The sequence below is a fragment of the Bacillus sp. FSL K6-1033 genome, assembly GCF_038630765.1.
GTDB classification, from domain to species: domain Bacteria; phylum Bacillota; class Bacilli; order Bacillales; family Bacillaceae; genus Bacillus; species Bacillus altitudinis.
This window is the reverse complement of sequence record NZ_CP152041.1, coordinates 3,041,775-3,058,070: the sequence shown is the minus strand read 5'-3', so window position 1 is coordinate 3,058,070 and position 16,296 is coordinate 3,041,775. Positions and strand designations below refer to the sequence as shown.

Sequence of the window (16,296 nt, the reverse complement as noted above, 5' to 3'; positions counted from 1 at the left end):
TTAAAAGTGGCTATTTTCATGAAAGGCAGGTGGCAGCGTGAACCATCGAGCATATTTAGCTTTGGCGATCCCTTTAACCATTTCAACGATGACCACGCCATTACTTGGAGCTGTCGATACAGCAGTTGTCGGACAGCTTGCCAACCCCGCTTATATAGGAGGCGTCGCAGTCGGCAGTCTCATTTTTAGTACATTGTACTGGCTGTTTGGCTTTTTACGGGTAAGTACATCTGCTTTTGCCGCCCAAGCAAACGGAGCGCAGAACGAGGAGCAGGGTGTTCTTGCTTTTCTAAGGCCTTTTTTGCTGGCTATTATCGTCGGGCTTTGTTTTATTGCTCTTCAATGGCCCATTATTCAATCCGCATTATGGATCATCTCTCCTGCTGCTGATGTGCGCGAATATGCAGCGGACTATTTTCACATTCGGATCTGGGGAGCGCCATTTACCTTGATGAATTACGTCATACTCGGCTGGCTGATGGGGATGGCAAAAATGAAAGAAGCCCTTTCTTTACAAATTTTGATCAATGTCATGAATATGATCTTGGCATTGATCTTAGTTCATGCGTTTTCTTTTGCCGTTAAAGGTGTGGCAGCGGCGACATTGATCTCTGAACTCACTGCTTTTGTGTTAGGGGCCTGGATCATCTTGAAGCATACGTCAAACGGTTTTCGGATGCCGTCTATCCAGCAGGTGATGGACACACGTGCAGTAAAGAAAATGTTTCATGTGAATAAAGACTTGTTTATCCGAACGATCTGTCTGCTTGTTGTGATCAACATGTTTACAGCAAAGGGAGCTTCTTTCGGAACGGAGCAATTGGCGGCGAATGCCATTTTATTTCAAATTCACTACATCATGGCCTATTTGTTTGATGGATTTGCCAATGCGTCCAGCATCCTTGTCGGTAGATCAGTAGGTGCGAACGACCGAGCGCTTTATGATAAAACATTAACCCTTTCGAGACAATGGGCAGTTGTGATGGCATGTGTCATTGGGGCAGGTTACTTTTTCTTTAAAGTACCGATTTTGAGCCTGTTTACAAATTTGCCTCAGCTTCTTGATGTGACACTGCAATATGCCGATTGGCTCGTTCTTTATCCGTTTGCTGCTTGCTTTGGATTGGTGATTTACGGTGTATTCACAGGTGCGACAGAAATTGCTCCTGTTAGGAATTCAATGCTGTTTGCGATGATTTTGTTTGTGGCTGTTCAGGCGGCAGTCATTCCGATATGGCACAATCACGGACTATGGTTTGCCTTTATCATTTATACTGTAGGGCGGTCCGGCTTTTTGATGATGTACAAATCGAAGCTGGATCAAAAGCTTTTCCTGCATGAAAAACACCCTTTGCAATCATGAGAAAGGGTGTTGTTTTTCGTCCATTTATTCGCTTTCTTTTTTCACCTTTTGGTAAGCTTCATCGAGATGCTGAATTCGCTTCAAGACAACAGCATTTTTCGTCAATTGGTCCTGCACAAGTGTAGAAACCACCGAACGATAATAAGCGTTCATGGCATGAATCTTGTCTTCATGTTGATTCATGGCAATGTGCTGTTTTAAGTTATCAATAAAGTATGTAACGGAAAAAAGTTCAGACATGGAAATCACTCCTATTTCGTATATACGGTCCGTCAATCTTCATGTAAAATGATGAGAGGGAGGGGAGACAATGAGCCTTAAACTGCAACAAGAACTAGTATTAAAGCAGGTACTCACGCAAGAACTCAGGCAGGCGATTACGCTGCTGCAATTGAATTGTGCAGAGCTGGGTGAGTATCTTGATCAGTTAGCGCTTGAGAACCCTCTGATTGAGCGGAAAGACACGGACAGCTATCAACCAGTTTATCATAAAAGAACGCAAGATCGAATGACAGAGCCGTATCGTACGCATCAAAAAGAAAGCCTGCAAATGTATTTAAAGAGACAGGCCATTGATTTGAATTTAAGTGAAAAGAATCAAAGGATATTTCAATTCATGATTGAGTCCATTGATTCCAATGGCTATTTAAATGAACCGGTTGACCAAATGGCCGCTGTGTTACAGGCTTCGGCAGAAGAAGTAGAGGCCGTTCTTCATCAGCTTCAATCATTAGAGCCTGCCGGTATTGGCGCTAGATCATTGCAAGAATGCATCCTGCTCCAGCTTAGACGAAAAAAAGATCGCTGGTATGAAGCAGAGCTGATCATCGAAGGGCATTTCTTTCTTTTCGCAAGGAAGGCTTGGAAGGAAATCGCAGCTAAAACAGGTATGCCGTTGAAAACCCTGCAAGCCATACAAGATGAGGTGTCGCTTCTCGAACCAAGACCAGGCCTTCATTTCTCTTATGAAGACCAGGATGTGTATATAGAACCAGATGTGTTGATTACAGCTGCGGGAGGTCACATCACATTCGAGCTGAACCAGCGTGCTTTTCCGGACATTGAAATGAATGAAGGGTATTTCGCCATGATTCAAGATCAAAAGCGGCATGAAGCATATGCATATTTAAAGGAAAAGCATCAGCAGTACAATTGGCTTGTTCAAGCGCTGAAGCAGAGAAAACAAACGATGACAAATGTCGTTCGTGAGATTATCTTACAACAGACTGATTTTTTCCTGACAGGGAAGCATAAAATGAAACCGCTTACGATGAAGCGGGTTGCAGATATATTACAAGTGCATGAGTCGACAGTGAGTCGAACAGTCAAAGGGAAAATGGTGCAGACCCCTTATGGGTTAATGGAAATGAAACAGTTTTTCCAAGCGAAACTAGAAGGGCATTCGCTCGAAGAAGCATCCAGCTACACAGTGAAGACCCACATTGCAGAGCTGATTCAATCAGAAAATAAGAAAAAACCGTATTCGGATCAGCAAATCATGACGCAGCTTCAGCAAACCTTTGGTATTCGCGTCTCTCGCAGAACCATTGCCAAATATCGTGAACAAATGAACCTTCCGTCTTCCACGCTGCGGAAGCGATATGATTAAAAAGAAGCACATGCCAGAAACAATGGCACGTGCTTCTTTTTTGATGAGTGGAAGAGTGAGAGAAGATTTCTTGAGAATTGAAAAAAGGGAAGACGTGTGATCTGAATTTTGGGGTAAAGTATAAGATAGGGCATGAGCCGATAGGGTAGACAACAGTGATGAGGTGAGACCAATTGAAATATAAACAAATCAAAACGAAAAAAATATATGAAGAAATTGCGGACGCATTAGTCGAATCCATTCGAACGGGGGAGCTTCTTCCGGGCGAAAAATTAGACTCGGTTCAAGCACTTTCTGAAAACTTTCAAGTCAGCCGTTCCGCTGTGAGAGAGGCGCTGTCCGCTTTGAAAGCGATCGGATTAATAGAGATGAAGCAAGGAGAAGGCACATATGTGAAGCAGTTCGATCCTGAGCAGCTCACATTTTGTTTATCTCCTGCTTTTTTGATGAAGCAGCAGGATATCGTGCAGCTTCTTGAAGTGAGATCAATCATTGAATCAGGTGCTGTCAAAAAGGCAGCATTGCTGCGGACAGACGAGGACCTCCATCGACTGCATGAGGCACTAGAACAAATGAAGCGTGCAGAAGCGCATAAAGAAATTGGTGAAGAGGCAGACCTTACATTTCATCTTGCCATCGCTAAAGCCTCAAAGAATCATTTACTGGCGGCGTTAATGAATCAGGTCTCATCCTTATTAATTGAAACGATGCGGGAAACGAGAAAAATCGTGTTATTTTCAAGAAAAGCGTCCATACGTCAGCTTTACAAAGACCATGAACGTATTTATCAAGCTGTCATGGACAAGCAGCCAGAAGAAGCGGAGAGGGCGATGCTTACACATTTGGAAACAGTAGAACAACTTCTTGGTGATGTGCTGCAAGAACAGGAAGGAAAGCCAGATATTCAATAATAGAGCTGTGCCACATAAGGGCACAGCTCTATTATTGAAGAGAAATATGCAGCTTTTTCATTCGATATTGCAGACTTTGCCTGCTCATGCCCAATATCTTTGCAGTCTGTGAAATATTGTCGTCCATTTTATTTAAGTAATGGACGATGTATTGTTTTTCAAATCGTTCCATTTGGGTTTGGAAGTCAGTTGTATGATCTGAGCTCGTGTAGACAAACGTATCAGCTGCAGCTGCTAGATTAAGCGGACTCTTCTGCATGTGTTCACTAGGACGTCCTTCTCCTTGCTTGAAACGGAAATGGTAAGGAAGGTGATGCATGCTTAAGTATGTTTCGTCCATCATCATATTCATCCCAGCCTCAATCACATGCTCCAGTTCTCTTACATTGCCCGGCCAATGATACGCTTGGAACAGGGCAAGTACCTCTTCATCAGCCGCCTTCACATTCATTTGAAACAGTTCATTATATTTTTGAATAAAATGCATGACAAATGTGGGGATGTCTTCTTTTCGCTCAGAGAGTGGCGGGATAAACAAGGTGACAATGCCAAGCCGGTAAAATAAATCCTTTCGCATCCGTCCACCTGCGATCGCATCCACAGGGTCCTCATTCATATTAGCAATCACTCTCACATCAATGGCGATTTCCTTTGTACTGCCTAACCTTCTTACACGTTTCTCTTGCAAGACGCGCAATAGTTTTGCTTGAAGAGCTGGGTGTAATGAGTTGATCTCATCTAAAAGCAGTGTACCTCCTTGCGCTTGTTCGAATAGACCGGGCTGATCTGTTGCCCCTGTAAAAGCCCCTTTTTGTGTTCCAAAAAGCAGACTTTCAATGAGGTTATCAGGCAGTGCTGCGCAATTCTGCGTAATAAATGGTCCAGATGAACGGCTGCTGCCATTATGAATGCTTTGTGCAAATAGCTCTTTCCCCGTCCCTGTCTCACCAACAATCAGCACATAAGAAGAGGTACGTGTGGCTCGTTTCGCATGTTCAATCACTTCTAAAAAGGCAGGACTCTCCCCAATGATTGAATCAAATGTAAAGCGTGTGTTTCCTTTTTTCTTCATATTGTGATGAATGAGCCGTTCCAGTTTCGTGACATCATTCGAAATTTCAACCGCTCCTTGAATCAAACCGTCTCGAACGAGCGGGTATGTATGGTTAATCGTTGTGATTTCTTTTCCATTGTAGTTGTGATACGTCTGCTTTGCATGAACCGTCTGTTTCCCGGTTCGCAGCGCTTGGACAAGTGTACTGTGCATCTCATCCTGAAACACAAAGAGGTCTAAGACATTTTTATAAAGGACATCAGAACGTTTTAAAGATTCGATCTCCATCATTTTTTTGTTATAAACAATGGTATTACCATTTTCATCAATGGCGTGAACCCCAACATCAATTAAATCGAGCATTTGTTTATATAGATCAATCTCATTTTCGAGCTTTGCGGTATGCTGATCTTTTTTCACTTGCGCCACCTCCAGACATTACCTCTATTTTACATGAAAAATTTTGCGGTTTCCTCTAAAAAAATTTGCATATGCAAAATTATTTTGCGTTAAAGATGAGCACAATCCTAGATACAGAGCGATCACTAAGTTGGCATGATCCTTGCATAATATAAGAGTGAAGATGAACCCAATCAAAAGAGGCAAGCATATAGAAGGAGGAATACACGATGACACAGACAAAAGCATTGATTCATCAAACAGAACAATACGGTGCGGCGAACTATCATCCGTTGCCAATTGTGATTTCAGAGGCTGAGGGAGTGTGGGTGACTGATCCTGAGGGCAACCGCTACATGGATATGCTCAGTGCATATTCTGCAGTGAACCAAGGACATCGCCATCCCCGCATTATTGAAGCGCTTAAAACACAAGCTGACCGCGTGACACTCACATCAAGGGCCTTCCATAATGATCAGCTTGGCCCATGGTATGAGAAGATCTGCAAATTAACGAATAAAGAGATGGCATTGCCGATGAATACGGGTGCTGAGGCTGTGGAAACGGCTGTAAAGGCAGCGAGACGATGGGGCTATGATGTCAAGGGGATCGAAGAGAATCGCGCAGAAATCATTGCATGTACCGGGAATTTTCATGGTCGTACAATGACGGCTGTGTCACTTTCTTCGGAAGCAGAATATCAAAGAGGTTTCGGTCCGATGCTTCCAGGCATAAAGCTCATCCCTTATGGAGATATTGAGGCGTTACGCGAAGCGATCACTCCGCAAACAGCAGCTTTTCTCTTTGAACCGATTCAAGGAGAAGCGGGCATTGTCATGCCGCCTGAGGGCTTTATAAAAGAGGCAAAAGCGATCTGTGAGAAGGAACATGTGTTATTGATCGCAGATGAAATTCAAGTGGGATTAGCGCGGACCGGCAAGATGTTTGCATGCGACTGGGAAGACATTGAGCCGGATATGCTGATTCTTGGTAAAGCACTTGGCGGTGGGGTATTCCCGATCTCATGTGTTGTCGCAAACCGTGATATTTTAGGTGTATTTAATCCAGGGTCTCACGGGTCTACCTTCGGCGGGAATCCTCTTGCGTGCGCAGTATCACTTGCTGCACTAGATGTTTTAATCGACGAGAAGCTTGCCGAGCGCTCATTGGAGCTTGGGCAATATTTCAAAGACAAACTATCACGCATTCAAAGTCCTGTGATTAAGGAAGTACGCGGGCGTGGACTATTTATTGGGATGGAACTGACTGAGGCAGCTAGACCTTATTGTGAGAAGCTCAAGCAAGCAGGGCTGTTATGCAAAGAAACCCATGAGACAGTGATTCGATTTGCACCGCCGCTTACCATTTCAAAAGAAGACTTGGATTGGGCAATTGCTCATATCCAAGCGTTATTTCAAGCATAAATGATCAAGGGAGAAGCCTTCAAATTCTCCCTTTCTCTTTCAATGAACGGCGAATTTTGTCAAAGGTTGATGAATAGAAGAGTGAAAGTGGGGAAGCGGATTTGAAGCCAGAACAGCATAATGAACTAGAGCGTTCCATGAAAAGCAGACATCTTTTTATGATTGCCTTAGGCGGGGTTATCGGAACAGGCCTTTTCCTTGGGTCAGGACTCATTATTCATCAAGCAGGCCCAGGGGGAGCCATTCTTTCGTTTATCATTGGCGGGTTACTCATGTATTTGGTCATGCTCTGTCTCGGTGAATTAGCAGTGGCGATGCCGACAGCTGGTTCCTTTCAGGAGTATGCAACCAAATATATTGGTCCGTCCACAGGCTTTATGATCGGCTGGCTCTATTGGTTTAGCTGGGCATGTACGATCGGACTTGAATTTACATCAGCAGGGATTCTACTCCAAAGGTGGTTTCCTGATATCCCAGTTTGGCTTTGGTGTCTTGCCTTTAGCGTCATCTTATTTGCCATCAATGCCATCTCAGCTCGCAGCTTTGCTGAAACCGAGTTTTGGTTTTCAGCCATCAAGGTTGCTGCGATCTTATTGTTTATTATCATTGGAATTGGCGCAATTTTCGGAATGATTCATTTGAAAGGCGGGGAACCTGCCCCCCTATTTCGCCATTTGACGGATCATGGCGGACTTTTTCCTAATGGTGTTTTTGCGATTTTATTAACCATGGTTACAGTCAATTTCTCCTTTCAAGGAACAGAGCTTGTAGGGATTGCAGCAGGGGAGAGTGAAAGTCCAGAAAAAACACTCCCACGCTCTATTCGGAATATTATTTGGCGGACGATGGTCTTTTTTGTTTTATCGATTGCGGTTCTTGCAGCGCTTCTGCCATGGCAGACCGCCGGCGCGGTGGACAGTCCGTTTGTTGTGGTGTTGGACAAGGTCGGCATACCATACGCTGCAGATATCATGAATTTTATTATCATTACAGCCGTCTTATCTGTAGCGAACTCTGGATTATATGCATCATCACGTATGCTTTGGGCGCTTTCAAAAGACGGGAAAGGACCTGTTTTCACGAAAAAATTATCCAAACGTAAAATCCCGATCAATGCCTTATTGGTGACAATGGGTGTATCCGCTCTATCACTGCTCACGAGTGTTGTAGCACCAAAAACGGTATATGTCTGGCTCATATCCATTTCGGGTATGGTGCTTGTCGTGGTTTGGATGTCGATTTGTTTATCCCAATACTTCTTTAGGAGACAATTCATAAAAGAGGGCGGAGATGTAAAGGATCTTGTCTTCCGAACGCCTTTTTATCCATTTGTGCCATTAGCAGGCTTTATCGCATTTGGCATTGTTCTTATCAGTTTATTCTTTATTGAGGATCAGCGGATTGGTCTTTATTGCGGAGTTCCATTTATGGCCGCCTGCTATATCATTTACTACCTCAAGATTAAACCGAAGGAAGATGCGAAACGATTTAATGAAGAGAAAGAAACGATACCGAAAACATAAGCAGGCGGCTTTTGACCGCCTGCACCTTTTCAAAGACAAATGCATTCAATATAGAAGAAAATAAATAGTTTGAAAAAAATAAAATAGCGGAAAGCTAGATGACAAGCAGGTTATCGGTCAAAATGTGTCTATTTTTTGTCTAAATGTGTTTGTAAGAGTTGAAAATGCAAGATTATCCTGTTAAAATAATTAAAGAAAGCAGGGATTGATTTTTTTTGGCTGTGGCGGGACGTTTTTTGTCACAGTGGGACGTTTTTAGTCCAACGTGAAAAGAAAGGGTCGTTAGCCATGAATCGTTTATTGGAAGCTCAAAAAAAATTATTACCAGATCTTCTCACAGTTATGCAAAAGCGCTACGACATTTTGCAGTACATCAGATTAGCTGAACCAATTGGTCGCAGAAGTCTTGCGACAAGTCTTGGTCTCAGTGAACGTATCTTAAGAGCTGAAGTTCAGTTCTTAAAGGAACAAAATCTGCTGGATGTCAAAACGAGCGGTATGATGCTGACGACTGAAGGTCATGCTTTGCTTGAAATGCTTGAAGGAATGATGAAGGACGTTTTAGGTTTAACCTTTTTGGAAAATACATTAAAGAGGAAATTAGGCCTGGAAGAAGTCATCATTGTTTCTGGTGACAGCGATGAATCCCCGTGGGTGAAGCAAGAAATGGGAAGAGCTGCTGTCCAATGTATGAAAAAAAGGTTTACTGGAAATAATATCGTCGCCGTCACTGGCGGAACGACGATGGAAGCTGTTGCCGAAATGATGACCCCTGATGCCAAAAATCGCGACATGATGTTTGTCCCTGCGAGAGGCGGTCTTGGGGAGAATGTAAAAAATCAGGCAAACACCATTTGTGCCCACATGGCTGAAAAAGCTTCCGGTACTTACAAACTGCTGTTTGTTCCAGGACAGCTGTCAGAAGGTGCTTACTCTTCCATTATTGAAGAGCCGTCCGTCAAAGAAGTGCTTCAAACAATTAAATCATCCACGATGCTTATTCATGGAATCGGTGAAGCAAAAACAATGGCGATGAGACGAAACACACCCGCTGAAGATTTAAAAAAGATTGATGAGCATGACGCAGTGACAGAGGCTTTTGGCTATTACTTTAATCGTGATGGCGAGGTCGTCCACAAAGTGCACTCCGTCGGCATGCAGCTAGATGATTTAGAAAGCATTCCACACATCATTGCTGTTGCAGGTGGATCATCAAAGGCTGGGGCGATTGAAGCCTACTTCAAAAAACCCCGCCGAACGGTTCTCGTCACAGACGAAGGAGCCGCAAAAGAGTTATTAAGGGAGTCAATAGATCCCTCAATATAAAACATTGTGACCTATAAAAGGAGGAAACATCATGGCAGTAAAAGTCGGTATTAACGGATTTGGACGTATTGGACGTAACGTATTTCGTGCAGCATTAAACAATCCTGAAGTTGAGGTAGTAGCGGTTAACGATCTAACAGACGCTAACATGCTTGCACACCTTTTACAATATGACTCTGTTCACGGAAAACTAGATGCAGAGGTTTCTGTAGACGGTACGAACTTAGTAGTGAACGGTAAAACAATCGAAGTATCAGCTGAGCGTGACCCTGCGAAATTAAGCTGGGGTAAACAAGGCGTAGAAATCGTTGTTGAATCTACTGGATTCTTCACAAAACGTGCAGACGCTGCTAAACACTTAGAAGCTGGCGCTAAAAAAGTCATCATCTCTGCTCCTGCTAACGAAGAAGATATCACAATCGTTATGGGTGTAAACGAAGACAAATACGATGCAGCTAGCCACGATGTCATCTCTAATGCATCTTGTACAACAAACTGCTTAGCTCCATTTGCAAAAGTACTTAACGATAAATTTGGTATCAAACGCGGTATGATGACAACTGTTCACTCATACACAAATGACCAACAAATTCTTGATCTTCCGCACAAAGACTACCGTCGTGCTCGTGCAGCTGCGGAAAACATCATCCCAACTTCTACAGGTGCTGCGAAAGCTGTTTCACTTGTATTGCCTGAACTTAAAGGTAAATTAAACGGTGGCGCTATGCGTGTTCCAACACCTAACGTTTCTTTAGTTGATCTTGTTGCTGAATTAAATCAAGATGTGACAGCTGAAGACGTAAATGCAGCACTTAAAGAAGCGGCTGAAGGAGAACTTAAAGGAATCCTTGGCTACAGCGAAGAGCCATTAGTATCTGGTGACTACAATGGTAATGCAAACTCTTCAACAATCGATGCTCTTTCTACAATGGTAATGGAAGGCAGCATGGTGAAAGTCATTTCTTGGTACGATAACGAGAGTGGATATTCTCACCGCGTTGTTGACCTTGCAGCTTACATTGCAAAACAAGGTCTTTAATTTCTCACACTGAAGGAACTCACTTGGTTCTTTCCTAGAGACACGATATAATGAAGACGGACAAGGGAAGGGGAAGCATCCCTTTCCCTTTTTCTCTGTATTTATCCGTTCTGCACGATTTCTCGTTTTGATGAGGGCAAAATGGGAAAAGGATAAAGAGAGACTTGTCCAATGCGTAAGGAAACCAGAATAAAGGAGGATCTCCTGACGAGCATGAATAAGAAATCAGTAAAAGACATTGACGTAAAAGGTAAAGTTGTGTTCTGCCGCGTAGATTTTAACGTTCCAATGAAGGACGGAAAAGTGACGGATGATACTCGTATTCGCGCAGCATTACCAACGATTGAGTATTTAACAGGACAAGGCGCAAAGGTACTACTAGCTAGTCATTTGGGTCGTCCGAAAGGTCAAGTTACTGAAGAACTGCGTCTGACACCTGTAGCAAAACGTCTGCAAGAGCTTCTTGGACAAGAAGTGAAAAAAGCAGATGAAGCTTACGGCGACAACGTGAAAAAGCAAATCTCTGACTTAAAAGAAGGAGATGTGCTAGTGCTTGAAAACGTTCGTTTCTATCCTGGTGAAGAAAAGAACGATCCTGAATTATCAAAAGCGTTTGCTGATTTAGCCGATGTGTATGTCAATGATGCGTTCGGTGCTGCACACCGTGCACATGCATCCACAGCTGGTATTGCAGCGTATCTTCCGGCTGTTTCAGGCTTCCTCATGCAAAAAGAGCTTGAGGTTCTAGGAAAAGCCATTTCAAACCCTGATCGCCCATTTACAGCGATTATCGGTGGCGCAAAAGTAAAGGATAAGATCGGTGTGATTGAAAGTCTTCTTGATAAAGTGGACAACCTGATCATCGGCGGCGGACTTGCTTATACATTTGTCAAAGCACTTGGCCACGAAGTAGGGAAATCTCTATTAGAAGAAGACAAAGTAGATTTAGCGAAATCCTTTATGGACCGTGCAAAAGAAAAAGGCGTGAACTTCCTGATTCCAACAGATGTTCTGGTAGCCGACGACTTTTCAAATGATGCGAATACAAGCATTGTGCCAATCTCTGAAATTCCAAGTGATCTAGAAGCACTTGATATTGGAACAGAGACAAGAGAGAAGTATGCTGATGTCATTAAAAACAGCAAACTTGTTGTCTGGAACGGACCAATGGGTGTATTTGAAATCGATGCATTCGCTAAAGGAACAAAAGCAATCGCAGAAGCACTGGCAGAAGCAAAAGATACATATTCTGTCATTGGCGGTGGAGATTCAGCAGCAGCTGTTGAGAAATTTGGTCTTGCCGATCAGATGAGCCATATTTCTACAGGCGGCGGCGCTTCACTTGAATTTATGGAAGGCAAAGAACTTCCAGGTGTGACTGCATTAAACGATAAATAAGACCAAAACTGCTATAAGGAAGTGTCAATCATGAGAAAACCAATTATAGCTGGGAACTGGAAGATGAACAAAACACTTGGTGAAGCTGTAAGCTTCGTTGAAGAAGTCAAGTCATCTATTCCATCTCCTGACAAAGTGGAATCTATTGTCTGTGCACCAGCCCTTTTCCTTGAAAAGCTGAACAGCCTTTCTAACGGAACAGACCTTAAAATTGGTGCGCAAAACATGCACTTTGAAGAAAACGGTGCATTCACTGGTGAAATCAGCCCTGCTGCGCTTAAAGATCTTGGCATCGGCTACTCAGTGATCGGTCATTCAGAGCGCCGCGAATTTTTCGCTGAAACAGATGAAACAGTGAACAAAAAAGCACATGCTGCATTCAAGCATGGCATCGTTCCAATCATCTGTGTAGGTGAAACGCTTGAAGAGCGTGAAGCAGGCAAAACAAACGAACTTGTCGCTGATCAAGTGAAGAAAGCACTAGCTGGTTTAACGAAGCAGCAAGTCGCTGAATCTGTGATTGCCTATGAGCCAATCTGGGCGATCGGTACAGGTAAATCTTCTACAGCAAAAGATGCAAACGATGTTTGTGCGCACATTCGCCAAACGGTTGCAAGCGAATTTGGTCAAGAAGCGGCAGACAGCCTTCGCATTCAGTATGGCGGAAGCGTGAAACCTGCGAATATTAAAGAATATATGGCAGAATCCGATATTGACGGTGCTTTGGTAGGCGGCGCAAGCTTAGAACCTCAGTCTTTCGTTCAATTATTGGAGGAAGGTCAATATGAGTAAGAAACCAGCTGCATTAATCATCTTAGATGGATTCGGTTTAAGAGGCGAAACAGTCGGTAACGCTGTTGCCCAAGCAAAGAAACCGAACTTCGACCGCTACTGGAACGAATTCCCGCATCAAACCTTAACGGCTTCAGGTGAGGCAGTAGGTCTCCCAGAAGGTCAAATGGGGAACTCTGAAGTTGGGCATTTGAACATCGGTGCAGGACGCATCGTGTACCAAAGCTTAACAAGAGTGAATGTTGCCATTCGTGATGGGGAATTTGAGAAAAACGAAACGTTCCTAGATGCAATGACTTATGCAAAAGAAAATGACAAGGCCCTTCATCTATTCGGTCTCTTGTCAGACGGCGGTGTGCATAGCCACATCCAGCATCTTTTTGCCTTGCTGAAACTAGCGAAAAAAGAAGGCTTAACAAAAGTATACATTCACGGCTTCTTAGACGGACGTGATGTTGGTCAGAAGACAGCGAAAGTGTACTTAAAACAGCTTGAAGAACAAATCAAAGAAATCGGTGTCGGAGAAGTCGCAACACTTTCTGGACGCTATTACTCAATGGACCGTGACAAGCGCTGGGATCGTGTGGAGAAAGCATATCGCGCGATGGCGTATGGTGAAGGCCCAAGTTATCAAAACATCTATGATGTCGTTGATGACTCCTATGAAAATGGAATCTACGATGAGTTCGTTATTCCATCTGTCATTACGAGAGAAAATGGTGAGCCGGTAGCAAAAGTAAACGACGGCGACTCTGTGATTTTCTATAACTTCCGTCCAGACCGTGCGATTCAAATTTCAAACACATTCACAAATGAAGATTTCCGCTCGTTTGACCGCGGGGAAGCACATCCGAAGGATTTACACTTCGTCTGCTTCACACACTTCAGTGAAACGGTAGATGGCTATGTGGCTTTCAAACCAGTGAATTTGGATAACACAGTAGGAGAAGTACTTTCTCAAAATGGATTGAAGCAGCTGCGGATTGCTGAAACAGAGAAATATCCTCACGTGACGTTCTTTATGAGCGGTGGGCGTGAAGAAGAATTTCCTGGAGAAGACCGCATCTTAATCAATTCACCAGATGTCGCAACCTATGACCTCAAGCCAGAAATGAGCGCTTATGAGGTAAAGGATGCACTTGTTGCAGACATCAATGCGGACAAGCATGATGCGATCATTCTGAACTTTGCTAACCCAGATATGGTGGGTCATTCAGGTATGCTTGAGCCAACAATTAAAGCCATTGAAGCAGTAGATGAGTGCTTAGGAGCTGTAGTCGACGCAATCCTAGCAAAAGGCGGACATGCCATCATCACGGCAGACCACGGTAACGCAGACGTGCTCATTACCGAAGAAGGAAAGCCGCATACTGCACATACGACAAACCCTGTTCCAGTCATCGTAACGAAAAAAGGGGCGACGCTTAGAGAAGGCGGCATTTTAGCCGATCTATCTCCAACGCTTTTAGACTTACTTGGTCTTGAAAAACCAAAAGAGATGACAGGAACATCATTGATTCAAAAATAACAAATTGATTCAAAAGGAGAGAAATTAAACATGCCATACATTGTTGACGTATATGCACGCGAAGTATTAGACTCTCGCGGTAACCCAACAGTTGAAGTAGAAGTTTACACAGAATCTGGCGGCTTTGGCCGTGCGCTTGTTCCAAGTGGTGCTTCTACTGGTGAATATGAAGCAGTAGAACTACGTGACGGAGACAAAGACCGTTACCTTGGAAAAGGTGTTCTGACAGCTGTAAACAACGTAAACGAAATCATTGCACCAGAGCTTTTAGGCTTTGATGTCACTGAACAAGTAGCAATTGACAAAATGTTAATCGAGCTTGACGGAACTGAAAACAAAGGGAAATTAGGCGCAAACGCAATCCTTGGCGTATCTATCGCTGTAGCACGTGCGGCTGCTGATTTCTTACAAATTCCACTTTACCAATACCTTGGTGGATTCAACTCCAAAACGCTTCCAGTACCGATGATGAACATCGTCAACGGCGGAGAGCATGCGGATAACAACGTAGACATTCAAGAATTCATGATTATGCCTGTAGGTGCACCGAACTTCCGTGAAGCACTTCGCATGGGCGCTCAAATCTTCCATAGTCTGAAATCTGTATTAAGCGCGAAAGGCTTAAACACAGCTGTAGGTGACGAAGGTGGATTTGCTCCAAACCTTGGATCTAACGAAGAAGCACTTCAAACAATCGTAGAAGCGATTGAAAAAGCTGGTTTCAAACCAGGTGAAGAAGTGAAACTTGCGATGGATGCTGCATCTTCTGAGTTCTACAACAAAGAAGACGGTAAATATCATTTATCAGGCGAAGGTGTTGTGAAAACATCTGCTGAAATGGTTGACTGGTATGAAGATATGGTATCGAAATACCCAATCATCTCGATCGAAGACGGCCTTGATGAAAACGACTGGGAAGGTCACAAACTATTAACTGAGCGTCTTGGTAGCAAGGTTCAGCTAGTAGGAGACGACTTGTTCGTAACAAATACGAAGAAGCTTTCTGAAGGAATCAAAAACGGCGTTGGTAACTCAATCCTCATCAAAGTAAACCAAATCGGTACATTAACTGAAACATTTGATGCAATCGAAATGGCGAAACGTGCAGGCTATACAGCTGTTATCTCCCACCGTTCTGGTGAAACAGAAGACAGCACAATTGCAGACATTGCAGTTGCAACAAACGCTGGACAAATCAAAACAGGTGCTCCGTCTCGTACGGACCGTGTGGCGAAATACAACCAATTACTTCGCATCGAAGATCAATTGGCTGAAACAGCTCAATACCACGGCATTGCTACATTCTACAACTTGAATAAGTAATGTAAAGCAACGCGCTGCGTGCGCTCTTTTGAAAAGAGCGTATCGCAGCGCTTTTTTTATGTTGAAATAAAGATGCAAAGCTGGCTCAAGCGAATAGGCTCTGCTTCCTTTGTCATATCCTATTTTTGTAAAAAATCATCCTTCAGTCAGAGGCGAAACGATGAGCTTGACGATTTATAAGCAATAAATCATGAAAACTCTACTAAAAATATGATCTGAATTGAACTTATGCTATTTGCATGGGGGTGGTATCATTTTACATATATTAGGGGGTGATGAGATGCTGAATCCTTTTAGCCTTCGTTTTCCAGTAGGCGTGTACATGTATGTCCTTCACCTACTGGCGGCATATGATGAAAGGAAGCAACGAATTCTAACTTCTAAGAACGTACAGAAAAATGCATTTTGGATTTATGTCCTTGCCGCTATCTTAGGCATTGTGACAGTTGCCGCTTTGATTTGGGCATGCAAAACATTTGGAAAAGGCTCGAAATTTTTAGGAGAGTTCAAGTTTTTAGGCCTGTATATTAAAATCAAATGCGGCTTCTAACAAATGGTGAGAACAGATGCGGGGTCATCTGTTCTATCTGAAATAAATGGAGGGACA

General features: G+C 43.4%; 14 protein-coding genes. 12 read left to right on the top strand and 2 right to left on the bottom strand.

The features are described from left to right. Positions 1–37 precede the first annotated feature (37 nt). Complete coding sequence (locus MHH31_RS15780; protein ID WP_342494984.1) at positions 38–1,363, top strand: MATE family efflux transporter; 1,326 nt, start codon at positions 38–40, stop codon at positions 1,361–1,363. A gap of 24 nt (positions 1,364–1,387) precedes the next feature. Here MHH31_RS15780 and yvfG read toward each other — a convergent pair whose 3' ends face one another. Next, positions 1,388–1,603 carry a protein YvfG gene (gene yvfG, locus MHH31_RS15775; protein ID WP_342494983.1) on the bottom strand — a complete coding sequence of 72 codons (216 nt, stop codon included), beginning with the start codon at positions 1,601–1,603 and terminating at the stop codon, positions 1,388–1,390. Positions 1,604–1,673: 70 nt separating this feature from the next. Between yvfG and rpoN the strand changes: the two genes are divergently transcribed. Both rpoN and MHH31_RS15765 read left to right on the top strand, forming a co-directional pair. Further along, positions 1,674–2,972, top strand: coding sequence for an RNA polymerase factor sigma-54 (gene rpoN / locus MHH31_RS15770; protein ID WP_024719845.1), 1,299 nt, complete (start codon positions 1,674–1,676; stop codon positions 2,970–2,972). A 173-nt stretch (positions 2,973–3,145) separates the two neighbouring features. Beyond that, a complete protein-coding gene (locus MHH31_RS15765) occupies positions 3,146–3,883 on the top strand; it encodes a FadR/GntR family transcriptional regulator (protein ID WP_041507789.1) in 738 nt (245 codons plus the stop codon). A gap of 31 nt (positions 3,884–3,914) precedes the next feature. On the opposite strand, the gene MHH31_RS15760 is transcribed toward MHH31_RS15765, so the two are convergent. Continuing rightward, complete coding sequence (locus MHH31_RS15760; RefSeq protein WP_144666077.1) at positions 3,915–5,357, bottom strand: sigma 54-interacting transcriptional regulator; 1,443 nt, start codon at positions 5,355–5,357, stop codon at positions 3,915–3,917. 209 nt (positions 5,358–5,566) lie between these two features. Between MHH31_RS15760 and MHH31_RS15755 the strand changes: the two genes are divergently transcribed. The 9 genes from MHH31_RS15755 to MHH31_RS15715 all read left to right on the top strand — a co-directional run bounded on the left by MHH31_RS15755 (position 5,567) and on the right by MHH31_RS15715 (position 16,239). Continuing rightward, entirely contained in the window at positions 5,567–6,760 is a 1,194-nt protein-coding gene (locus tag MHH31_RS15755) for an ornithine--oxo-acid transaminase (protein WP_024719842.1), read from the top strand. A gap of 101 nt (positions 6,761–6,861) precedes the next feature. Then, positions 6,862–8,283, top strand: coding sequence for an amino acid permease (locus MHH31_RS15750; protein WP_326110519.1), 1,422 nt, complete (start codon positions 6,862–6,864; stop codon positions 8,281–8,283). Between the two features lie 288 nt (positions 8,284–8,571). Next, complete coding sequence (locus MHH31_RS15745; RefSeq protein WP_008347711.1) at positions 8,572–9,609, top strand: sugar-binding transcriptional regulator; 1,038 nt, start codon at positions 8,572–8,574, stop codon at positions 9,607–9,609. A 31-nt stretch (positions 9,610–9,640) separates the two neighbouring features. Continuing rightward, positions 9,641–10,648 (top strand): type I glyceraldehyde-3-phosphate dehydrogenase, encoded by a 1,008-nt coding sequence (gene gap / locus MHH31_RS15740; protein WP_007500174.1) that lies wholly within the window; start codon positions 9,641–9,643, stop codon positions 10,646–10,648. 213 nt (positions 10,649–10,861) lie between these two features. Next, the gene (locus MHH31_RS15735; RefSeq protein WP_017359212.1) at positions 10,862–12,046 is read left to right on the top strand and encodes a phosphoglycerate kinase; all 1,185 of its coding nucleotides are present in this window, start codon (positions 10,862–10,864) and stop codon (positions 12,044–12,046) included. A 30-nt stretch (positions 12,047–12,076) separates the two neighbouring features. After that, the gene (gene tpiA, locus MHH31_RS15730; protein ID WP_017359213.1) at positions 12,077–12,838 is read left to right on the top strand and encodes a triose-phosphate isomerase; all 762 of its coding nucleotides are present in this window, start codon (positions 12,077–12,079) and stop codon (positions 12,836–12,838) included. Then, a complete protein-coding gene (gpmI, locus tag MHH31_RS15725) occupies positions 12,831–14,366 on the top strand; it encodes a 2,3-bisphosphoglycerate-independent phosphoglycerate mutase (RefSeq protein ID WP_017359214.1) in 1,536 nt (511 codons plus the stop codon). Before tpiA ends, gpmI begins: the two co-directional genes overlap by 8 nt. Before the next feature lie 30 nt (positions 14,367–14,396). Beyond that, positions 14,397–15,689 (top strand): phosphopyruvate hydratase, encoded by a 1,293-nt coding sequence (eno, locus tag MHH31_RS15720; RefSeq protein WP_003212752.1) that lies wholly within the window; start codon positions 14,397–14,399, stop codon positions 15,687–15,689. Between the two features lie 280 nt (positions 15,690–15,969). Next, positions 15,970–16,239 (top strand): hypothetical protein, encoded by a 270-nt coding sequence (locus MHH31_RS15715; protein WP_039169204.1) that lies wholly within the window; start codon positions 15,970–15,972, stop codon positions 16,237–16,239. The last annotated feature ends 57 nt before the right edge of the window (positions 16,240–16,296 follow it).

Coding starts and splice junctions, on each gene's coding strand:
- MHH31_RS15755 (WP_024719842.1), top strand. CDS start 5,567: ATGACACAGACAAAAGCATTGATTCATCAAACAGAACAATACGGTGCG.
- gpmI (WP_017359214.1), top strand. CDS start 12,831: ATGAGTAAGAAACCAGCTGCATTAATCATCTTAGATGGATTCGGTTTA.
- MHH31_RS15745 (WP_008347711.1), top strand. CDS start 8,572: ATGAATCGTTTATTGGAAGCTCAAAAAAAATTATTACCAGATCTTCTC.
- MHH31_RS15735 (WP_017359212.1), top strand. CDS start 10,862: ATGAATAAGAAATCAGTAAAAGACATTGACGTAAAAGGTAAAGTTGTG.
- tpiA (WP_017359213.1), top strand. CDS start 12,077: ATGAGAAAACCAATTATAGCTGGGAACTGGAAGATGAACAAAACACTT.
- yvfG (WP_342494983.1), bottom strand. CDS start 1,603: ATGTCTGAACTTTTTTCCGTTACATACTTTATTGATAACTTAAAACAG.
- eno (WP_003212752.1), top strand. CDS start 14,397: ATGCCATACATTGTTGACGTATATGCACGCGAAGTATTAGACTCTCGC.
- MHH31_RS15715 (WP_039169204.1), top strand. CDS start 15,970: ATGCTGAATCCTTTTAGCCTTCGTTTTCCAGTAGGCGTGTACATGTAT.
- gap (WP_007500174.1), top strand. CDS start 9,641: ATGGCAGTAAAAGTCGGTATTAACGGATTTGGACGTATTGGACGTAAC.
- rpoN (WP_024719845.1), top strand. CDS start 1,674: ATGAGCCTTAAACTGCAACAAGAACTAGTATTAAAGCAGGTACTCACG.